Raw genomic sequence first — 14,993 nt, forward strand, 5'->3', positions numbered from 1 at the left:
GACGAAAAACCGCGTCACACCGGGCTTTGGCGGCGAAAAAGAGGATAATTTCTGAGTTATGGCAATCGGCGGCGGATGGGAAGGGGAAGCGCGGCTTTTCTGGCGTGATTCTCTGCAAAAGGGCCAAATAAAAGTGACCCTTTAGCGTTTCCTGCTGGTTTTTGCTGCTTTAATAGCCAGCAGGAAACATTTTTTGCTGTTGCGGCAAATGTAACTGAATTGTCGCGTTACGCAGAGTGGTGCGGCTGCGACATCTCGGGATCATCCTTGTATTTTGCGGTGGCGATCCACGCGGCGCAGAACAGCGTCAGACGGGCAAAGAAGTAGAAGAAGGCCATCAGCCCCAGTACCGATCCAAAGGCGGCACCGGAGGGCGACGTCGCCAGCTTCGGCAGCGTCAGCGTCATGACAAACTTGATCACCTCAAACCCAATCGCCGCTAGCAGCGTACCGCGCAGCAGCGCTTTTTTGCGTGGCTTGTGGCGCGGCAGAATCCAGAAAATCCACAGGAACAGCAGATAGTTGGCGAAGATGGAGATCGACAGCGCAATGATGGTCATCGCCGGCCGCAGCCACTCGATATCGCCCAGCCCCAGCGCATTCACGATCGCCGCCTGCGCTGCGCCGGCAATCGAGGTCAGCGACAGCGTAATCACCAGCGCCAGCATCAGACCCAGCAGCGAAACCAGGTCGCGCAGATATTTCTTCCACCACTTCTCCTGGTCATCGGGCTTGCGTTCCCATACGTCACGCGACTGGGCGCGCACCGCTTCGCGCAGGTTACCCATCCAGTTAATGCCGGAGTAGAGCGCCAGCAGCAAACCGGTCAGGCCCACGGTCGCGCGCTGCTGAATCGCGGTATTCACGGTATTTTTCAGCGTGGTGGCCAGCGTCGGGTCGCTGATGCTGTTAACGATTTTGTTGATCAACTCAGAAAGCAGGTCCTGATTGGACGCCAGCACAAAGCCGACCGCCGCAAAGGAGACCATCAAAATCGGTATCAGCGAAAGAAATGAAAAATAGGTGATAGCCGCACCAAACTGGCTGCCGAGGCGATCGTTAAAGCGCTCCAGCGCGCGCAAAAAGTGAGCTACTGCCGGGATCGCCTGAAACCAGGCGGCAAAGCGTGAGACGCGCCTGATCGAGCCATCCACCGTTTTGTTCCCGGTTTTGATATCAATCAGCGGCTTAGCTTCAGCCGCTGAGGCTTTTGTGGTTTTGTCCGTCATAGACCTTCTGCATCCTGTTCACAGCGAAAATAAAATTATAGCCTGCCCGTTCAGGTCACGTATTCCTGCAGCACCTGACTCAGCCACTCCATAAACACCCGCACGCGGCGCGCCACGTTGCGACGGTGAGGATAGAGCAGGGAAATCGGCATCGGTTTGGCCGGGAAGTGGTGCAGCACTTCGACCAGCTGGCCGGATTCCAGCAGCGGCTGCACGCCAATCGCCGGTACCTGAATAATGCCCAGCCCGGCAATACAGGCGGCGCGATAGGTTTCGGTGCTGTTTACCGTCACCACGCCGCCGGTCTGCACGTAGTGGCACTGTTTGCCATCAAAGTACTCAAAGCCCGGCGAGGGCTGCCCCAGCTGTTGGGTATAGTGCACCATGGCGTGCTGGCCGAGATCGTCCAGCCGCACCGGCATGCCGAAGCGGGAAAGGTAGCCAGGGCTGGCGCAGTTGATCAAGGCGTGCGAGCCAATTTTTCGCGCAATCAGGCCGGAATCTTTCAGTTCGCCAACGCGCAACACGCAGTCAAAGCCCTCGCGAATCACATCAACCTGGCGATCGCTGCTGCTCAGTTCAATCTCCACGCCCGGATAGTGCTGCAAAAACTCCGGCAGGCGCGGCAGGATAAAACCGGTCGCCATTGCCACCGACATATCGACGCGCAGCTTGCCGCTCAGCGTGGCAGGATCGTGCTGGAACAGGCTGTCCATATCATCCAGCATCGACAGCAAATCCAGGCAGCGATCGTAATACACCAGCCCATCCTGGGTGAGATGCACACGGCGCGTGGTACGGTGCAGCAAACGTGTGCCCATCTGGTTTTCCAGCGCCTGCAGCTGGCGGGACACGCTGCCCTTGGGTAAACCCAGACTCTCAGCCGCGCGGGTAAAACTGCCCATTTCTGCCACCCGCACAAACACCTGCATAGCGTGAATTTTATCCATGTTGTTCACCGATTGTTGTTGTTAGTGAAACAGTGCTGTGTATTCCCCTGCGTTTATAGATCAATTATTCGCGAATATCCTTAATCCGTGTTCAATTTTCCAACCGGAGCGAAACATGTCTCATAAAATTGCATTGATTACCGGCGGTAACCGCGGTCTGGGCAAGAATGGCGCGCTAAAACTGGCGGCTAAGGGCGTCGATATTCTGTTTACCTGGCGCGGTCATGCTGAAGAAGCGCAGGCGGTCGTGAAGGAGATTGAGGCGCTGGGCGCGCGTGCGGTGGCGCTGCAGCTGGATGTGGGCGACAGTAAACAGTTCGATGACTTTGCGGCGCGGGTCAAAGCAACGCTGAACGAGACCTGGCAGCGCGATAACTTTGATTATTTAGTGAACAACGCTGGCCACGGTCATTACAAGCTGTTGGCCGAAACCAGTGAAGAGGAGTTTGATGCGCTGGTGAATGTGCATTTTAAAGGGCCGTATTTCCTGACGCAGAAACTGCTGCCGCTGATCGCCGATGGTGGACGCATCCTGAACATTTCCAGCGGTCTGACGCGCATGACGCTGCCGGGTTCAGGCACTTACGCCGCCATGAAAGGGGCGATGGAAGTGCTGACGCGCTATCAGGCGAAGGAGCTGGGCGAGCGCCGCATTCGCGTCAACATTCTGGCACCGGGGGCGATTGAAACCGACTTTGGCGGCGGTCGCGTGCGCGACACCAAAGATCTGAACGCGCATATTGCTTCAGTGACCGCGCTGGGCCGCGTTGGTCTGCCGGATGACATCGGTGATGCCATCAGCGCGATCCTGAGCGACGAAACCGGCTGGATTACCGCCCAGCGCCTCGAGGCCTCTGGCGGTCAGGCACTGTAAAAACATCGCGCTGCGACCGAATCGTGTTAACGAACGGAGCAGCGCCCGTTTTACACCTCAATCGTGCCATCAATCAGGGTGAGGGTTTGCCCGCCGATCCAGATTGTCTCACCGGCAAAACGCACCACAATGCGACCGGCACGCTGGATGGCGCTGCCCTGACGCGCGCAGTAATCCTGCCGCTGGCCCTGCGCCGCCAGATAGCGTGCCAGACAGGCGTTGGCGCTGCCGGTGACCGGATCTTCGACCAGGCTACCGTTCTCGACCAGCAGCGCGCGCACCTCGTACTGCGCCTCTGCATCCTGCGGCAGCGGGCCAAACAGGGCGATGCCGTTCACACCCGCATGCTGCTGCAGCCGCAGTAAATCGTCCGCCTGGGTGACCACCTCCAGCACCGCCTGCGCGCTGCTCATCGGAATCAACAGCCAGCGAATCCCCATATCCGCCACGGCTGGCGTCTGGCTGAGATCGAACGCGTCACTGTGCAGTGCGCTGCTCATCAGCGCATCGCTGAACGGCGTCAGGCTGGCGTCCGGCGCGGCAAAGGCCAGCGTACCGTCAGCGCCAATCTGCACCTCAACCAGGCCCACGCCGCACTCCTGCACAATCTTACCCGCTGTTTTCAGGGGCCAGCCGGCTTCCAGCAAGGCATGCGCGGTGCCAAGCGTGGGGTGTCCGGCAAACGGCAGCTCGCCGCCGGGCGTAAAGATGCGCACACGATAGTCGGCTGTGGCATCCTGTGGTGGCAGCACGAAGGTGGTTTCCGACAGATTGGTCCAGCGTGCGATGGCCGCCAGCTGTGCGTCGCTCAGACCCTGGGCATCCATGATCACCGCCAGCGGATTGCCGCTGAACGCGCCTGTGGAGAACACATCCACTTGTTTAAACGCCACCTGCATGTTTGCTCCTTTCCTCATTGAGGTTGTCTGAAATCCGGATTTACATCCTGCAGATTGCTTAAGGCGTCTAACAGGACTATGAATAGATTAACAATTCTGCCAGCGGAGTCCGCTATGTTAAAAATTCTGGGCCGTAACTCGTCAATCAACGTTCGTAAAGTGCTGTGGCTCTGTTCAGAGCTGGATATTGCCTGGGAGCACGAGCCGTGGGGCGAAGACCCGCAGTCGTTGCACTCACCGCAGTTTATGGCGCTCAATCCCAACGCCATGGTGCCGGTGATCATCGAAGATGACTTCGTGATGTGGGAGTCCAACGCGATTCTGCGCTACCTCGCCAACAGCAACGGCGGTGAATGGCTCTACCCGGATAATCCGCGCGCGCGTGCGCCGGTCGATCAGTGGATGGACTGGCAGGCCACCGAGCTCAACACCTCATGGCGCTATGCTTTTATGTCGCTGGTGCGCAATTCGCCAGCCCATCAGGATCCGCGCCTGCTGGCTGCCGCCGTCAAAGGCTGGAGCCACACCATGGGTATTCTTAATCAGCAGCTGGAAAAAACCGGGCGCTACGTCGCGGGCCGTAACTTTACCCTGGCCGATATTCCGGTTGGCCTGGCGGTGAACCGCTGGTTTGAAACCCCGCTCGACCATCCGGACTTTCCCGCCGTGCAAACCTATTACGAGCGGCTGACCGAACGCGAGGGTTACACCACCTGGGGCCGCAACGGTAAGCCCTGATCCTGACCCGGCGCGATACCGGTGATTTCACAGGCCAGCGCGCCGGTGCGTTTCAGTGCCCAGGTGTAACGCTCATCAAACGGATAGCAGCAGGAGAGACGCAGCGCATGGCGATAGCGATCGCTCAGTGAATAGAGCGCGCCCGGCGTGACGCAAATCTGCTCCTGCAACAGGCGATGGAACATCTCCACCGTGTCAACCTTGCCCGGCAGCTCGACCCAAAACACAAAGCCGCCGCGCGGCAGGGTAGCGCGCGTGCCCTGCGGGAAATGACGGGCAATGATGCCGCGCGCCGCATCCAGATTGGCGGCATAGCGACGCCGCAGCGAACGCAGATGGTGATCATAACCGCCGCTGGCGAGAAATTCGGCCAGCGTTTCGCTCAGCAGTTTTGATTCGGTCATCGACGATACCGCTTTCAGCCGCGCAATCGCCGGGTGGAAGCGGCCGGCAGCCGTCCAGCCCACGCGAAAATCGGGCGCGACGGTTTTGGTGAAGCTGGTGCAGTAAATCACCCAGCCGTCGCGGTCAAAGGCTTTGACCGGCGGCGACAGCGGCCAGTCAAACTGCAATTCGTCATACAGCCCATCTTCCAGCAGCGGAACGTGGTAAGTATTCACTAACTTCGCGAGACGCTTTTTATTCTCCAGCGGCATCACGTAGCCCAGCGGATTCTGCGCGCCCGGCATGGCGATCAGCGCCTGAATGCGCTGCTCCTGTAGCAGCATCTCCAGCGCATCCAGCGACAGGCCGTTTTGCGGATCGGTGGGGATTTCCAGCGCCTTCAGCCCGAGTGAGGCCAGCAGCGGGAACAAAAAGAAGTAGGTCGGCGATTCCAGCCCGACGCAGTCGCCCGGCTTCGTCACCGCACGCAGCGCCAGCTGCAGCGCTTCCATGCAGCCGTGGGTCAGGGTGATGTCCGCGACAGTGAGATTCAGGCCGGTGTGCAGGCTACGGCGCGCAATCTCCTCCCGTAAGCGCTCACTACCCGGCGGAAGCGCGTAGCGACCAATGATGTCGTTATCGCGGCGAATAAGGGAGGCGGTAATGCGTCCCAGTTTCGCCGCCGGAAACAGCTCACTATCCTGCGGGCAGGCCAGCGAAATATTGGTGTAGTCGGGGTGATTCTGCGCGGCGAACACCTGCTCGATCAGTTCCAGTTTTTGCGTGCTGGGGTCATTAACGCTGGCGCTCATTGGCCTGAGCGGTCGCGTCACCGCGGGCAGCACGCCACGCACGTAGTAGCCCGACTGCGGACGGGCTTCTATCAGGCCGCGATCTTCCAGGATATGCCAGGCACTTAGCACGGTATTGATGCTGACCTGGTGCGACTGTGCCACGCGCCGGATGGCCGGCAGGCGCTTACCCGGCTTCAGCGTGCCCTGATGGATAGATTCGGCAAAACTGTCTGCCAGCTGCTGGTACAGCGTCTGGCCGGATGAGAGAGGAAGGGACACAAAAGCCTCCGCGCGCGATAGGTACAATTTAAAATTGCCTTAACTGTATCCATCACAATAGTCATTTTGTGTCTCTGTTGCCATTGTAATTTGCGCATTAGCATGGTGTTTCGTTGATTCTCAGGGAAACGCACCATGCTCGATCCATCCTTCTTTAGCTACGTTACGGTGATGTCGATTACACCGGGTCCGAACAATCTGTTACTGGCCACGTCCGGCGTCAATTTTGGCTTCCGGCGCACGCTGCCGATGCTGTTTGGCATCCTGCTCGGCTGTGCGTTACAGATGCTGCTGGCGAGCGTGGCGCTGGAGCTGCTGTTGCACTGGATGGCGTCGGTGCGGTTGCCGCTGACGGTGGTGGGATGCAGCTATTTGCTGTGGCTGTCGTGGAAAATCTTCCGCGCCGGTGCGCCGCAGCTGCGCGAACGTCCGCGTCCGATGACCCTGCTGGGCGGCGTGTGTTTCCAGGCGGTGAATCCCAAAGCCTGGCTGATGGTCACCAACGTGGCGCTGATGTACGCCAACAGCAACGGTGTGCTGGCGGTGCTGCTCGGCTTCGCCGCCCTCAACCTGCCGTGCATTTTAATCTGGGCAGCGCTGGGCGATCGGCTGCGCCATCACCTGCAGATTGCGTGGAAACGTCAGGCATTCAACACGCTAATGGCGCTGTCGCTGGTGGCGACCACAGGGTGGATGCTGTATGACGCGCTGCTATTGGGCTGATGCCACGGCGTTGGATGGCGCGGTAAGCAGGGGCACAATATGGGGGGCTGGTCAGTTAACGAAGCCGTACGACGCACCCTGATGTAGCGGCGCGATTTATCGCGCAATGTGCAATGTATTGTGCCGCTAACAAACGTGCGCTTCCTGGTGAATAAATCCCAGGCTGGAACCGTCAGGGATTGCGTCATCCAAAGGGCGACACTGTAATCAAAAAAGAGGCCGCGATTGCGGCCCCAGTCAGGTCTGTATTTACCGGTGAAGGGACAGGCGTCGCCGCTTACTTGCCCACCACATGGGCGGTTTCACGGCCTTCGTCGTTGGCAGCTTCCGGCGTGATGACCGGTGCGTAATCCAGCTGCAGCACGCGACTGGTTTCGGCCAGCACCTTCTCGGTCAGCGCCACGTCGCCGTTCAGCTTGCGGCCCCACGACGGGATTACCGCGCGGATTTTAGTTTGCCACTCGGGCGAGCGCATTTGCTCCGGGAACACTTTCGCCATCAGCTCCAGCATAATCGGTGCTGCGGTGGAGGCGCCCGGTGACGCGCCCAGCAGCGCAGAGATCGAGCCGTCGGCCGAGGTGACCACTTCGGTACCGAGACGCAGCACGCCGCCCTCTTTCTCATCATTTTTGATGATTTGCACGCGCTGACCGGCCGTGACCAGCTTCCAGTCTTCCTGTTTTGCCTGCGGCACATAAGCGCGCAGCGCTTCCATACGATCGTCATCGCTCTGCAGCACCTGATCGACCAGATATTTCACCAGATCGAAGCTTTTCAGCCCAACCTGCATCATCGGCAGCAGGTTACTGCTGTTCATCGCGCCGAACATATCCAGCAGCGAGCCCTGCTTGAGGAATTTGGTGGAGAAGGTCGCAAACGGGCCAAACAGCAGCACCTGCTTGCCATCCAGCACGCGGGTATCAACGTGCGGTACCGACATCGGCGGTGCGCCCACACTGGCTTTGCCGTACACCTTCGCCATGTGCTGCGCCACCACGTCCGGGTTTTCCGTGACGAGGAACGAGCCGCCCACCGGGAAACCAGCGTAGCCTTTTACTTCCGGGATGCCGGTTTTTTGCAGCAGCGGCAGCGCGGCACCGCCGGCACCGATAAACAGCTGGCGCGCAGTCAGCACCCGCGACTCACCGCTGGCGAGGTTGTGCAGGCTTACCTGCCAGCGCCCATCGCTCAGGCGCTTGATGTCGCGCACTTCCTGACGCAGACGCAGGCGGAAATTCTCTTTCTTCTCCAGCGCGGCAATCAGCTGGCGCGTCACTTCACCGAAGTTAACGTCGGTGCCCATGTCGGTCCAGGTGGCGGCCACTTTCTGCTTGCGGTCGCGCCCGTTCATCACCAGCGGAATCCACTCAGCGATTTGGTCACGATCTTCGGAGTAGTTCATGCCGCGGAACAGGGTGCTTTTCTGCAGCGCCTGGAAGCGCTTGCGCAGGAAAGCCACGTTGGCCTCGCCCCAGACAAAACTCATGTGCGGCGTGCTGTGAATAAAGCTTTGTGGATTACTCAGGTTGCCTTTCTGTACGTGATACGCCCAGAACTGGCGGGAAATCTGGAAGGATTCGTTAATCGCCACCGCTTTGGCAATGTCGATGCTGCCATCCGCTCTTTCGGGCGTATAGTTCAGCTCGGCCAGCGCCGCGTGGCCGGTGCCGGCATTGTTCCAGCCGTTAGAGGATTCGACCGCGACATCATCCAGCCGCTCGACCATCTCAATCGACCAGTCTGGCTCGAGATCCTGCAGCCAGGTGCCTAAGGTAGCACTCATCACGCCTGCGCCGATCAGCAGGACATCTACGTCTTTTCGTTCCTGAAGGTGTGTGCTTTCCATGCCAGCGGCGGCTAGCGCCAGATTTACCGCAGTGTTGCTCATGAGGCGACATCTCCTCTCTGTTGCCCTGAAGCTCAACAGGTTCGCAGGCGAAACAGCCACGCTTTTTGCAAGCGCGTTGCGCTATTTCTCAAAGGTTAAGACTCAGGTTTAAGCCATAGGTGTGATAACGGTTAACTGCACGTTATGCATATGCATTCGAATATAACATTCTCGTATCGGAATTAAACGTTTGTTTATTTTTTAAATGCAGAAATGATTCAGCATAAGAATTAATCAGCCCGACGGCGCTGTCATAAGGGATTTTTATCCCCTAATCAGGCAGTTATAGTAACGTAGTTGTTGCGACAGTGTGAGGGAAATGGAGAGGGTTGATTTCACAAGGTGAGCTGGGTCACAAATTAACGCATTGAAAAAGATAGGTTTTAGCGAAATTGATTTTTTATGCGGATTTTATGTTGCCTGATGTTTCGCCAGATCGTGTAAAAATAATGTTACATTTGTGTGACTTTTAATTTGGGCACCGTGTCAGGCGCCCGTCAGAAGAAAAATGCATCACGCGCAACACTCAGCGCAGCTGGAACCAGCGGCGCCAGACGAAGCGGATAATGAAAAACTCAACGGTACCCAGCAGCAAAAACCAGACGCAGAACACCATGGTGTACAGCTGATTCACATCCTGCAGATGCAGAGCCTGCTGCAGCTGTTTTGCCAGCGCTACGCCAAACGAAGGGGCGGGCAGCAGTAGCGCCGAAAGAAAGCCCAGCAGCAGAATGCCGCCCGGGATGATCAGCGTTTCAAACGGGTTTTTCATCGCATCATTCCAAATCAGTTAGCGCGGGCATTAGCGCATAAAACCGCGGCGCGGTGCAATCCCCGCAGTAGCGCGCGCTAAGAAATTTCTTCTATTCCATCCACTTAGCTGCAGAAATAGCGGCAGTTAAGAGTTATAGCCTTTGCTATACTTAAACCCATGATTTTGTTGTCTTTTTTTTGGCGGGTTGGCGTGCTAGACTGCGCGCACTTTTTCATTACTGAACCCGATATGCGGACAAAGTGCAGGCTTAATCGTCTTATTTCCCCGCATTGACTGAAAACCATGACATTTATCGCAACCCTGATTCTGGCCTTTGGTATGTCGATGGACGCTTTCGCTGCAGCACTGGGCAAAGGCGCGTCGCTGTATCGTCCGGGTTTCAAAGAAGCATTACGCACAGGGCTGATTTTTGGCGTCATTGAAATGCTGACGCCGCTGGTGGGCTGGGCCATCGGGCTGGCCGCCAGCCACTACATTATGGCGTGGGATCACTGGGTGGCATTTGGTCTGCTGGGCATTCTTGGCGGGCGGATGATCATGGAAGGTTTCCGTCAGACGGCCGACGAGCCGTGTGAAGCGCCGCAGCGCCACGGCTTTATGGTACTGGCGCTGACGGCGGTAGCGACCAGCCTTGATGCGCTGGCGGTGGGGGTTGGCCTCGCGTTCCTGCAGGTTAACATTGTGCTCACCGCGCTCACCATCGGTGCGGCTACCACTATCATGGCGACCACCGGTGTGCTGGTCGGCCGCTTTATCGGTCCGGTAATGGGCAAATGGGCAGAAGTGCTGGGCGGCGTGGTACTGATCAGCATTGGCTGCACCATCCTGATTGAGCACTTAGGGCTGTTCCGTTAACGTCTGGCACGATGGGGTGGGCGCGTTTTTGTGATCTGGTTCAAAAATAATTGCGTGAAAAATGCGCGGGCGTTATAATTTTCACGTAATTCTTCAACAATTTTTGTATCAGGTGCACCATGAAACGTTTTTTCCGCTCCGTGTTTCGCTCTTATGTTGAGACCTTCAAACACGTACCGCCGGGCGCCTTAAACTAAGCGCTCCGCCAGAAACCCTCGATAATCGCGGTCAGGGATCGACCTGTGGTTATCACCCGGCGCCGTTCCCCTCTGCGCATCTCTGTCACCAAAACTCACAAACATTAATTACTTTACCCTCAGGTCATACCGCTTTTCCGTCTGGCTTTTGATAACCTGCGCGCAAATTCTCTATAACATTGAGGCCATCATGCAGCTGTGCAGTTTTTCTCTTATTGACCAGGCAAGAAAAAGTTATGGCATCGTGCAACCCGACGGCGTGATCGATCTCGGTGCGCGGCTGGGCGACAGCTGTCCGGATTTGAAAACTCTGCTACAGCGCGGTGGCCTGAGTGACCTGCAGGTGTACCTGAGCGAGCCGGTGGACTATGCCTTCAGCGCGATTCGCTTCCTGCCGGTGGTGGAAAACCCAGGCAAAGTCTTCTGCGTTGGTATGAACTATGCCGACAAGCGCCAGGAGTTTGCCGCCACGCTCGACGCGCCGACGCTGTTCGTACGCTTTGCCGATTCGCTGGCAGCACACGAGCAGCCCCTGCTGAAACCGGCGACCACGGCTGAATTTGATTACGAAGGCGAGCTGGCGGTGATCATCGGCAAGGCTGCTTATCAGGTAAAAGCCGCCGATGCGCTACAGCATGTAGCGGGCTACAGCTGCTTTATGGATGCCACGGTGCGCGACATGCAGTTCACCTGGTTTACCGCAGGCAAAAACTGGCAGCAAACCGGCGGCTTTGGCCCGTGGATGACCACCGCCGACGACATCCCGGACCCGCAGCAGCTGGCGATCAAAACCTGGCTGAATCAGCGCGAAGTGCAGAACGATACCACGGCCAGCATGGTGCATCCGGTGGCGAAGATCATTGAATACATCTCGGCGTTTAGTCCGCTGTCACCGGGCGATGTCATCATCACCGGCTCACCGGGCGGCGTGGGGAAAAAGCGTACGCCACCGCTATTTATGTTCCCTGGCGATGAGATCGAAGTGGAAATTGAGAAGATTGGCCGTCTGCGCCACCGCATCGTCTGACACGCTGTTACGCGGTGGCGAACGTTGCACAGCCACCGCGCTACCGCTTAAATAAATATTCAACAATACGAAATGTCCCGAATTTATATTTAAATGGCGCAGATTTAGTTATCAGGTTAAATAATTATTGTTAAGTTAATTTTCCTGCGATGTATTGCGTAAATATTTTTGTGATCGCCAACTAATTCCCTCGCTTTGCTATAGTTAAAATTAAAAGCAGCGGCGTATTATCGTCCACTGCCGATTCCGGCATGGAAATAAGGGATGATAATGAAAACCATCAGTCGCGAGATCATTAACGATCTCATTGACCGCGTGGGCGGTCGGGAAAATATTCTGTCACTTTCGCACTGTATTACCCGCCTGCGCTTTGTGCTGCAGGATGTCGACAAGGCCGATCCAGAGGCCATCCGCGCCACGCCCGGCGTTAAAGGATGCTTTAATTCTGCCGGACAGTTTCAGGTAATTATTGGAACCGAAGTTGACACTTATTATAAAGCGTTAGTTGAAGCACTAAATATTAGTGAGACCTCTAAGGAGCAGATTAAATCTGCAGCGCGCAGCCAGATGAAATGGCACGAGGCATTATTATCCCATTTTGCTGAGATATTTTTCCCGTTATTACCGGCGTTAATTAGCGGCGGTTTAATTCTCGGTTTCCGTAACGTGCTCGGCGATATTGCCGTGGCGGATGATAAAACCCTGGTGCAGCTCTATCCCGGTGTGAAAGGGCTGTACGATTTCCTCTGGCTGATTGGCGAAGCGATCTTCTTCTATTTGCCGGTGGGGATTTGCTGGTCGGTGGTGCGCAAGCTGGGCGGTACGCCAATCCTGGGGATTGTGCTGGGCATTACGCTGGTTTCACCGCAGCTGATGAATGCGTATCTGATTGGCAGCCAGGTGCCGGAAGTGTGGAACTTCGGCTGGTTCAGCATTGATCGGGTCGGCTACCAGGCGCAGGTGATTCCGGCGCTGCTGGCCGGGCTGGCGCTGGCGAAAATCGAACTGGCGCTAAAACGTATCGTGCCCGCCTATCTGACGCTGGTGGTGGTGCCGGTGTGTGCGCTGCTGCTGTCGGTTTTCCTCGCCCACAGCCTGATTGGCCCGTTTGGCCGTCTGATCGGCGACGGCATCGCCTTTGCGGTGCGTCACCTGATGACCGGCAGCTTCGCGCCGATTGGGGCCGCGCTGTTTGGCTTCCTGTATGCGCCGATGGTGATCACCGGCGTGCATCAGACCACGCTGGCGGTTGATCTGCAGATGATTCAGAGCATGGGCGGCACGCCGGTGTGGCCGCTGATTGCGCTGTCCAATATTGCACAGGGCGCAGCGGTGGTCGGCATCATTATCGCTAACAAAGATCGTGCTGAACGCGACCTCACCGTGCCGGCCGCCATTTCAGCGTGGCTCGGCGTAACAGAGCCGGCGATGTACGGCGTCAACCTCAAGTACCGCTACCCTATGCTGTGCGCCATGATTGGCTCTGCGCTGGCGGCGCTGCTGTGCGGCCTCAACGGCGTGATGGCCAACGGCATCGGCGTAGGCGGCTTGCCGGGTATTCTCTCTATTCAGCCACAGTACTGGACGGTTTACTCGCTGGCGATTCTGGTGGCGATTCTGGTTCCGCTGCTGCTGACCATCATCATCACCAAACGTAAAGCGGCAACCGCCATCATCAGCCAGGCAGAGGTGCAACATGAACAGGCACGCTGAATATCCCTGGTGGCGCCAGGCGGTGATCTACCAAATCTATCCCAAAAGTTTTCAGGACAGCGGGGCGCGCGGCACCGGCGATCTCAATGGCGTAATTCAGCGGCTGGATTATCTGCAGCAGCTGGGCGTCGATGCGCTGTGGCTGACGCCGATCTATGTGTCGCCGCAGATCGATAACGGTTACGACGTGGCGGATTACACCGCCATCGATCCCGCCTATGGCACCATGGCCGACTTTGACCACCTGCTGGCGGAGACGCACCGGCGCGGTATGCGCATGGTGCTGGATATGGTGTTCAACCACACCTCGACCGAGCACGCCTGGTTTAAGCGTGCCGAAGCCGGTGAACAGCCGTACGTCGATTTTTATATCTGGCGCGACGGGGTGCCCGGCACGCCGCCCAATAACTGGCAGTCTAAGTTTGGCGGCAGCGCCTGGGCGTGGAACGAACGGCGTCAGCAATACTATCTGCACCTATACGCGCCGGAGCAGGCCGATCTCAACTGGGAAAATCCGGCGGTGCGCGAGGCGTTAAAGCAGGTGTGCCACTTCTGGGCGGATCGAGGCGTCGATGGATTGCGGCTTGATGTGATCAACCTGGTGTCGAAGCACCAGGATTTTAGCGACGATCTGCCCGGCCATGACGGGCGGCGCTTTTACACCGATGGTCCGCGCATCCATGACTACCTGCAGGAGTTCAACCGCGATGTGTTCACGCCGCGCGCGCTGATGACGGTGGGGGAAATGTCCTCGACCACGCTGGCCAACTGCCAGCGCTATGCTTCGCTGGCGCAAAACGAGCTGTCGATGACCTTTAACTTCCACCATCTCAAGGTGGATTATCCCCAGGGCGACAAATGGATGCTGGCGGCACCGGACTTCGTTCAGCTTAAGGCAATTTTTTCGGAGTGGCAGCGCGGGATGCACGACGTGGCGTGGAATGCGCTGTTCTGGTGTAACCACGATCAGCCGCGTATCGTCACGCGCTTTGGTGATGAAGGTGCGCTGCGCATCGCCTCGGCAAAATGCTTTGCGATGCTGCTGCACGGCATGCAGGGCACGCCCTATATCTATCAGGGCGAAGAGCTGGGAATGACCAACCCTCATTTTACCCGCATTGAGCAGTATCAGGACATCGAGAGCCACAACATCCACGCTGCGTGGCTGGCGCAGGGCAAGCCGGAGGCGGCAATCCTGGCGATACTGGCCAGCAAATCGCGCGATAACAGCCGCTCGCCGATGCTGTGGGACAGCAGCGCCAATGCCGGCTTCACGCGGGGTGAGCCGTGGATAGGCGTGGCGGATAACTATACGCTGATCAACGCGGCTAACGCGCTGCTCGACAGCAACTCGGTGTTCTATGGCTACCAAACGCTGATTCGGCTGCGTAAGCGTTACGCTATCTTCACCGAGGGCGATTATCAGGATCTGGCACCGCAAGCGTCACACATCTGGTGTTATCGTCGCAATTCGCCGCGTGAAAGCCTGCTGGTGGTGGCGAACCTGAGTCACAGCGCGCAGCCACTGCTGCTGCCGGAAGTTGAAGGCAACTGGCAGGTACTGATGAGTAATTACAGTGAGGCATCGCCGCCTGGGGCATTGACGCACCTGCGGCCTTTTGAAGCGGTGTATTACTACCAGTCGTAACGGAGAAAACCGGCGGCGCG

14 protein-coding genes are annotated in these 14,993 nt (G+C 57.5%); 8 read left to right on the forward strand and 6 right to left on the reverse strand.

The annotated features are described in order from the left end of the window. Positions 1–227: 227 nt before the first annotated feature. A complete protein-coding gene (gene yhjD, locus C1Y43_RS22350) occupies positions 228–1,229 on the reverse strand; it encodes an inner membrane protein YhjD (RefSeq protein ID WP_058770904.1) in 1,002 nt (333 codons plus the stop codon). A gap of 50 nt (positions 1,230–1,279) precedes the next feature. Next, positions 1,280–2,179: a LysR family transcriptional regulator gene (locus C1Y43_RS22355; RefSeq protein ID WP_031279769.1), complete on the reverse strand. Its 900-nt coding sequence runs from the start codon at positions 2,177–2,179 to the stop codon at positions 1,280–1,282. A 115-nt stretch (positions 2,180–2,294) separates the two neighbouring features. Between C1Y43_RS22355 and C1Y43_RS22360 the strand changes: the two genes are divergently transcribed. Further along, complete coding sequence (locus C1Y43_RS22360; RefSeq protein WP_104189748.1) at positions 2,295–3,053, forward strand: SDR family NAD(P)-dependent oxidoreductase; 759 nt, start codon at positions 2,295–2,297, stop codon at positions 3,051–3,053. Between the two features lie 50 nt (positions 3,054–3,103). On the opposite strand, the gene C1Y43_RS22365 is transcribed toward C1Y43_RS22360, so the two are convergent. Beyond that, a complete protein-coding gene (locus tag C1Y43_RS22365) occupies positions 3,104–3,952 on the reverse strand; it encodes a PhzF family phenazine biosynthesis protein (protein WP_059011335.1) in 849 nt (282 codons plus the stop codon). Positions 3,953–4,066: 114 nt separating this feature from the next. Between C1Y43_RS22365 and C1Y43_RS22370 the strand changes: the two genes are divergently transcribed. After that, complete coding sequence (locus C1Y43_RS22370) at positions 4,067–4,690, forward strand: glutathione S-transferase family protein (protein ID WP_058780243.1); 624 nt, start codon at positions 4,067–4,069, stop codon at positions 4,688–4,690. Here C1Y43_RS22370 and C1Y43_RS22375 read toward each other — a convergent pair. Then, complete coding sequence (locus C1Y43_RS22375) at positions 4,657–6,147, reverse strand: PLP-dependent aminotransferase family protein (protein ID WP_058775178.1); 1,491 nt, start codon at positions 6,145–6,147, stop codon at positions 4,657–4,659. The two genes, C1Y43_RS22370 and C1Y43_RS22375, sit on opposite strands and share 34 nt — an antisense overlap. Positions 6,148–6,282: 135 nt before the next feature. On the opposite strand from C1Y43_RS22375, the gene C1Y43_RS22380 reads away from it, so the two are divergent. Next, positions 6,283–6,870, forward strand: a complete 588-nt coding sequence (locus tag C1Y43_RS22380; protein ID WP_059011339.1) for a LysE family translocator — start codon at positions 6,283–6,285, stop codon at positions 6,868–6,870. Positions 6,871–7,147: 277 nt separating this feature from the next. Here C1Y43_RS22380 and mqo read toward each other — a convergent pair whose 3' ends face one another. Both mqo and C1Y43_RS22390 read right to left on the reverse strand, forming a co-directional pair. Beyond that, positions 7,148–8,758: a malate dehydrogenase (quinone) gene (gene mqo, locus C1Y43_RS22385; RefSeq protein ID WP_021507903.1), complete on the reverse strand. Its 1,611-nt coding sequence runs from the start codon at positions 8,756–8,758 to the stop codon at positions 7,148–7,150. A gap of 526 nt (positions 8,759–9,284) precedes the next feature. After that, entirely contained in the window at positions 9,285–9,530 is a 246-nt protein-coding gene (locus C1Y43_RS22390) for a DUF1158 domain-containing protein (RefSeq protein WP_010615729.1), read from the reverse strand. 285 nt (positions 9,531–9,815) lie between these two features. On the opposite strand from C1Y43_RS22390, the gene mntP reads away from it, so the two are divergent. The 5 genes from mntP (at position 9,816) to treC (ending at position 14,973) form a co-directional block, all read left to right on the forward strand. Beyond that, on the forward strand, positions 9,816–10,388 hold the full coding sequence (mntP, locus tag C1Y43_RS22395; protein WP_021507902.1) for a manganese efflux pump MntP: 573 nt from the start codon (positions 9,816–9,818) through the stop codon (positions 10,386–10,388). A 119-nt stretch (positions 10,389–10,507) separates the two neighbouring features. After that, positions 10,508–10,585 carry a stress response protein AzuC gene (gene azuC, locus C1Y43_RS24340; RefSeq protein ID WP_125310475.1) on the forward strand — a complete coding sequence of 26 codons (78 nt, stop codon included), beginning with the start codon at positions 10,508–10,510 and terminating at the stop codon, positions 10,583–10,585. A gap of 190 nt (positions 10,586–10,775) precedes the next feature. Continuing rightward, a complete protein-coding gene (locus C1Y43_RS22400; RefSeq protein WP_104094200.1) occupies positions 10,776–11,612 on the forward strand; it encodes a fumarylacetoacetate hydrolase family protein in 837 nt (278 codons plus the stop codon). 270 nt (positions 11,613–11,882) lie between these two features. After that, positions 11,883–13,325 (forward strand): PTS trehalose transporter subunit IIBC, encoded by a 1,443-nt coding sequence (gene treB / locus C1Y43_RS22405; RefSeq protein ID WP_058770908.1) that lies wholly within the window; start codon positions 11,883–11,885, stop codon positions 13,323–13,325. Continuing rightward, positions 13,309–14,973 carry an alpha,alpha-phosphotrehalase gene (gene treC / locus C1Y43_RS22410; RefSeq protein ID WP_104189750.1) on the forward strand — a complete coding sequence of 555 codons (1,665 nt, stop codon included), beginning with the start codon at positions 13,309–13,311 and terminating at the stop codon, positions 14,971–14,973. The genes treB and treC overlap by 17 nt, the downstream gene beginning before the upstream one ends. The last annotated feature ends 20 nt before the right edge of the window (positions 14,974–14,993 follow it).

This window comes from Pantoea sp. ICBG 828 (assembly GCF_002928355.1).
Lineage (GTDB): Bacteria > Pseudomonadota > Gammaproteobacteria > Enterobacterales > Enterobacteriaceae > Pantoea > Pantoea dispersa.

Excerpts from the sequence above, each read along its gene's own strand:
- C1Y43_RS22370 (WP_058780243.1), top strand. The coding sequence starts at position 4,067 with ATGTTAAAAATTCTGGGCCGTAACTCGTCAATCAACGTTCGTAAAGTG.
- C1Y43_RS22380 (WP_059011339.1), top strand. The coding sequence starts at position 6,283 with ATGCTCGATCCATCCTTCTTTAGCTACGTTACGGTGATGTCGATTACA.
- C1Y43_RS22365 (WP_059011335.1), bottom strand. The coding sequence starts at position 3,952 with ATGCAGGTGGCGTTTAAACAAGTGGATGTGTTCTCCACAGGCGCGTTC.
- yhjD (WP_058770904.1), bottom strand. The coding sequence starts at position 1,229 with ATGACGGACAAAACCACAAAAGCCTCAGCGGCTGAAGCTAAGCCGCTG.
- treC (WP_104189750.1), top strand. The coding sequence starts at position 13,309 with ATGAACAGGCACGCTGAATATCCCTGGTGGCGCCAGGCGGTGATCTAC.
- azuC (WP_125310475.1), top strand. The coding sequence starts at position 10,508 with ATGAAACGTTTTTTCCGCTCCGTGTTTCGCTCTTATGTTGAGACCTTC.
- C1Y43_RS22355 (WP_031279769.1), bottom strand. The coding sequence starts at position 2,179 with ATGGATAAAATTCACGCTATGCAGGTGTTTGTGCGGGTGGCAGAAATG.
- mntP (WP_021507902.1), top strand. The coding sequence starts at position 9,816 with ATGACATTTATCGCAACCCTGATTCTGGCCTTTGGTATGTCGATGGAC.
- C1Y43_RS22390 (WP_010615729.1), bottom strand. The coding sequence starts at position 9,530 with ATGAAAAACCCGTTTGAAACGCTGATCATCCCGGGCGGCATTCTGCTG.
- mqo (WP_021507903.1), bottom strand. The coding sequence starts at position 8,758 with ATGAGCAACACTGCGGTAAATCTGGCGCTAGCCGCCGCTGGCATGGAA.
- C1Y43_RS22400 (WP_104094200.1), top strand. The coding sequence starts at position 10,776 with ATGCAGCTGTGCAGTTTTTCTCTTATTGACCAGGCAAGAAAAAGTTAT.
- treB (WP_058770908.1), top strand. The coding sequence starts at position 11,883 with ATGAAAACCATCAGTCGCGAGATCATTAACGATCTCATTGACCGCGTG.
- C1Y43_RS22360 (WP_104189748.1), top strand. The coding sequence starts at position 2,295 with ATGTCTCATAAAATTGCATTGATTACCGGCGGTAACCGCGGTCTGGGC.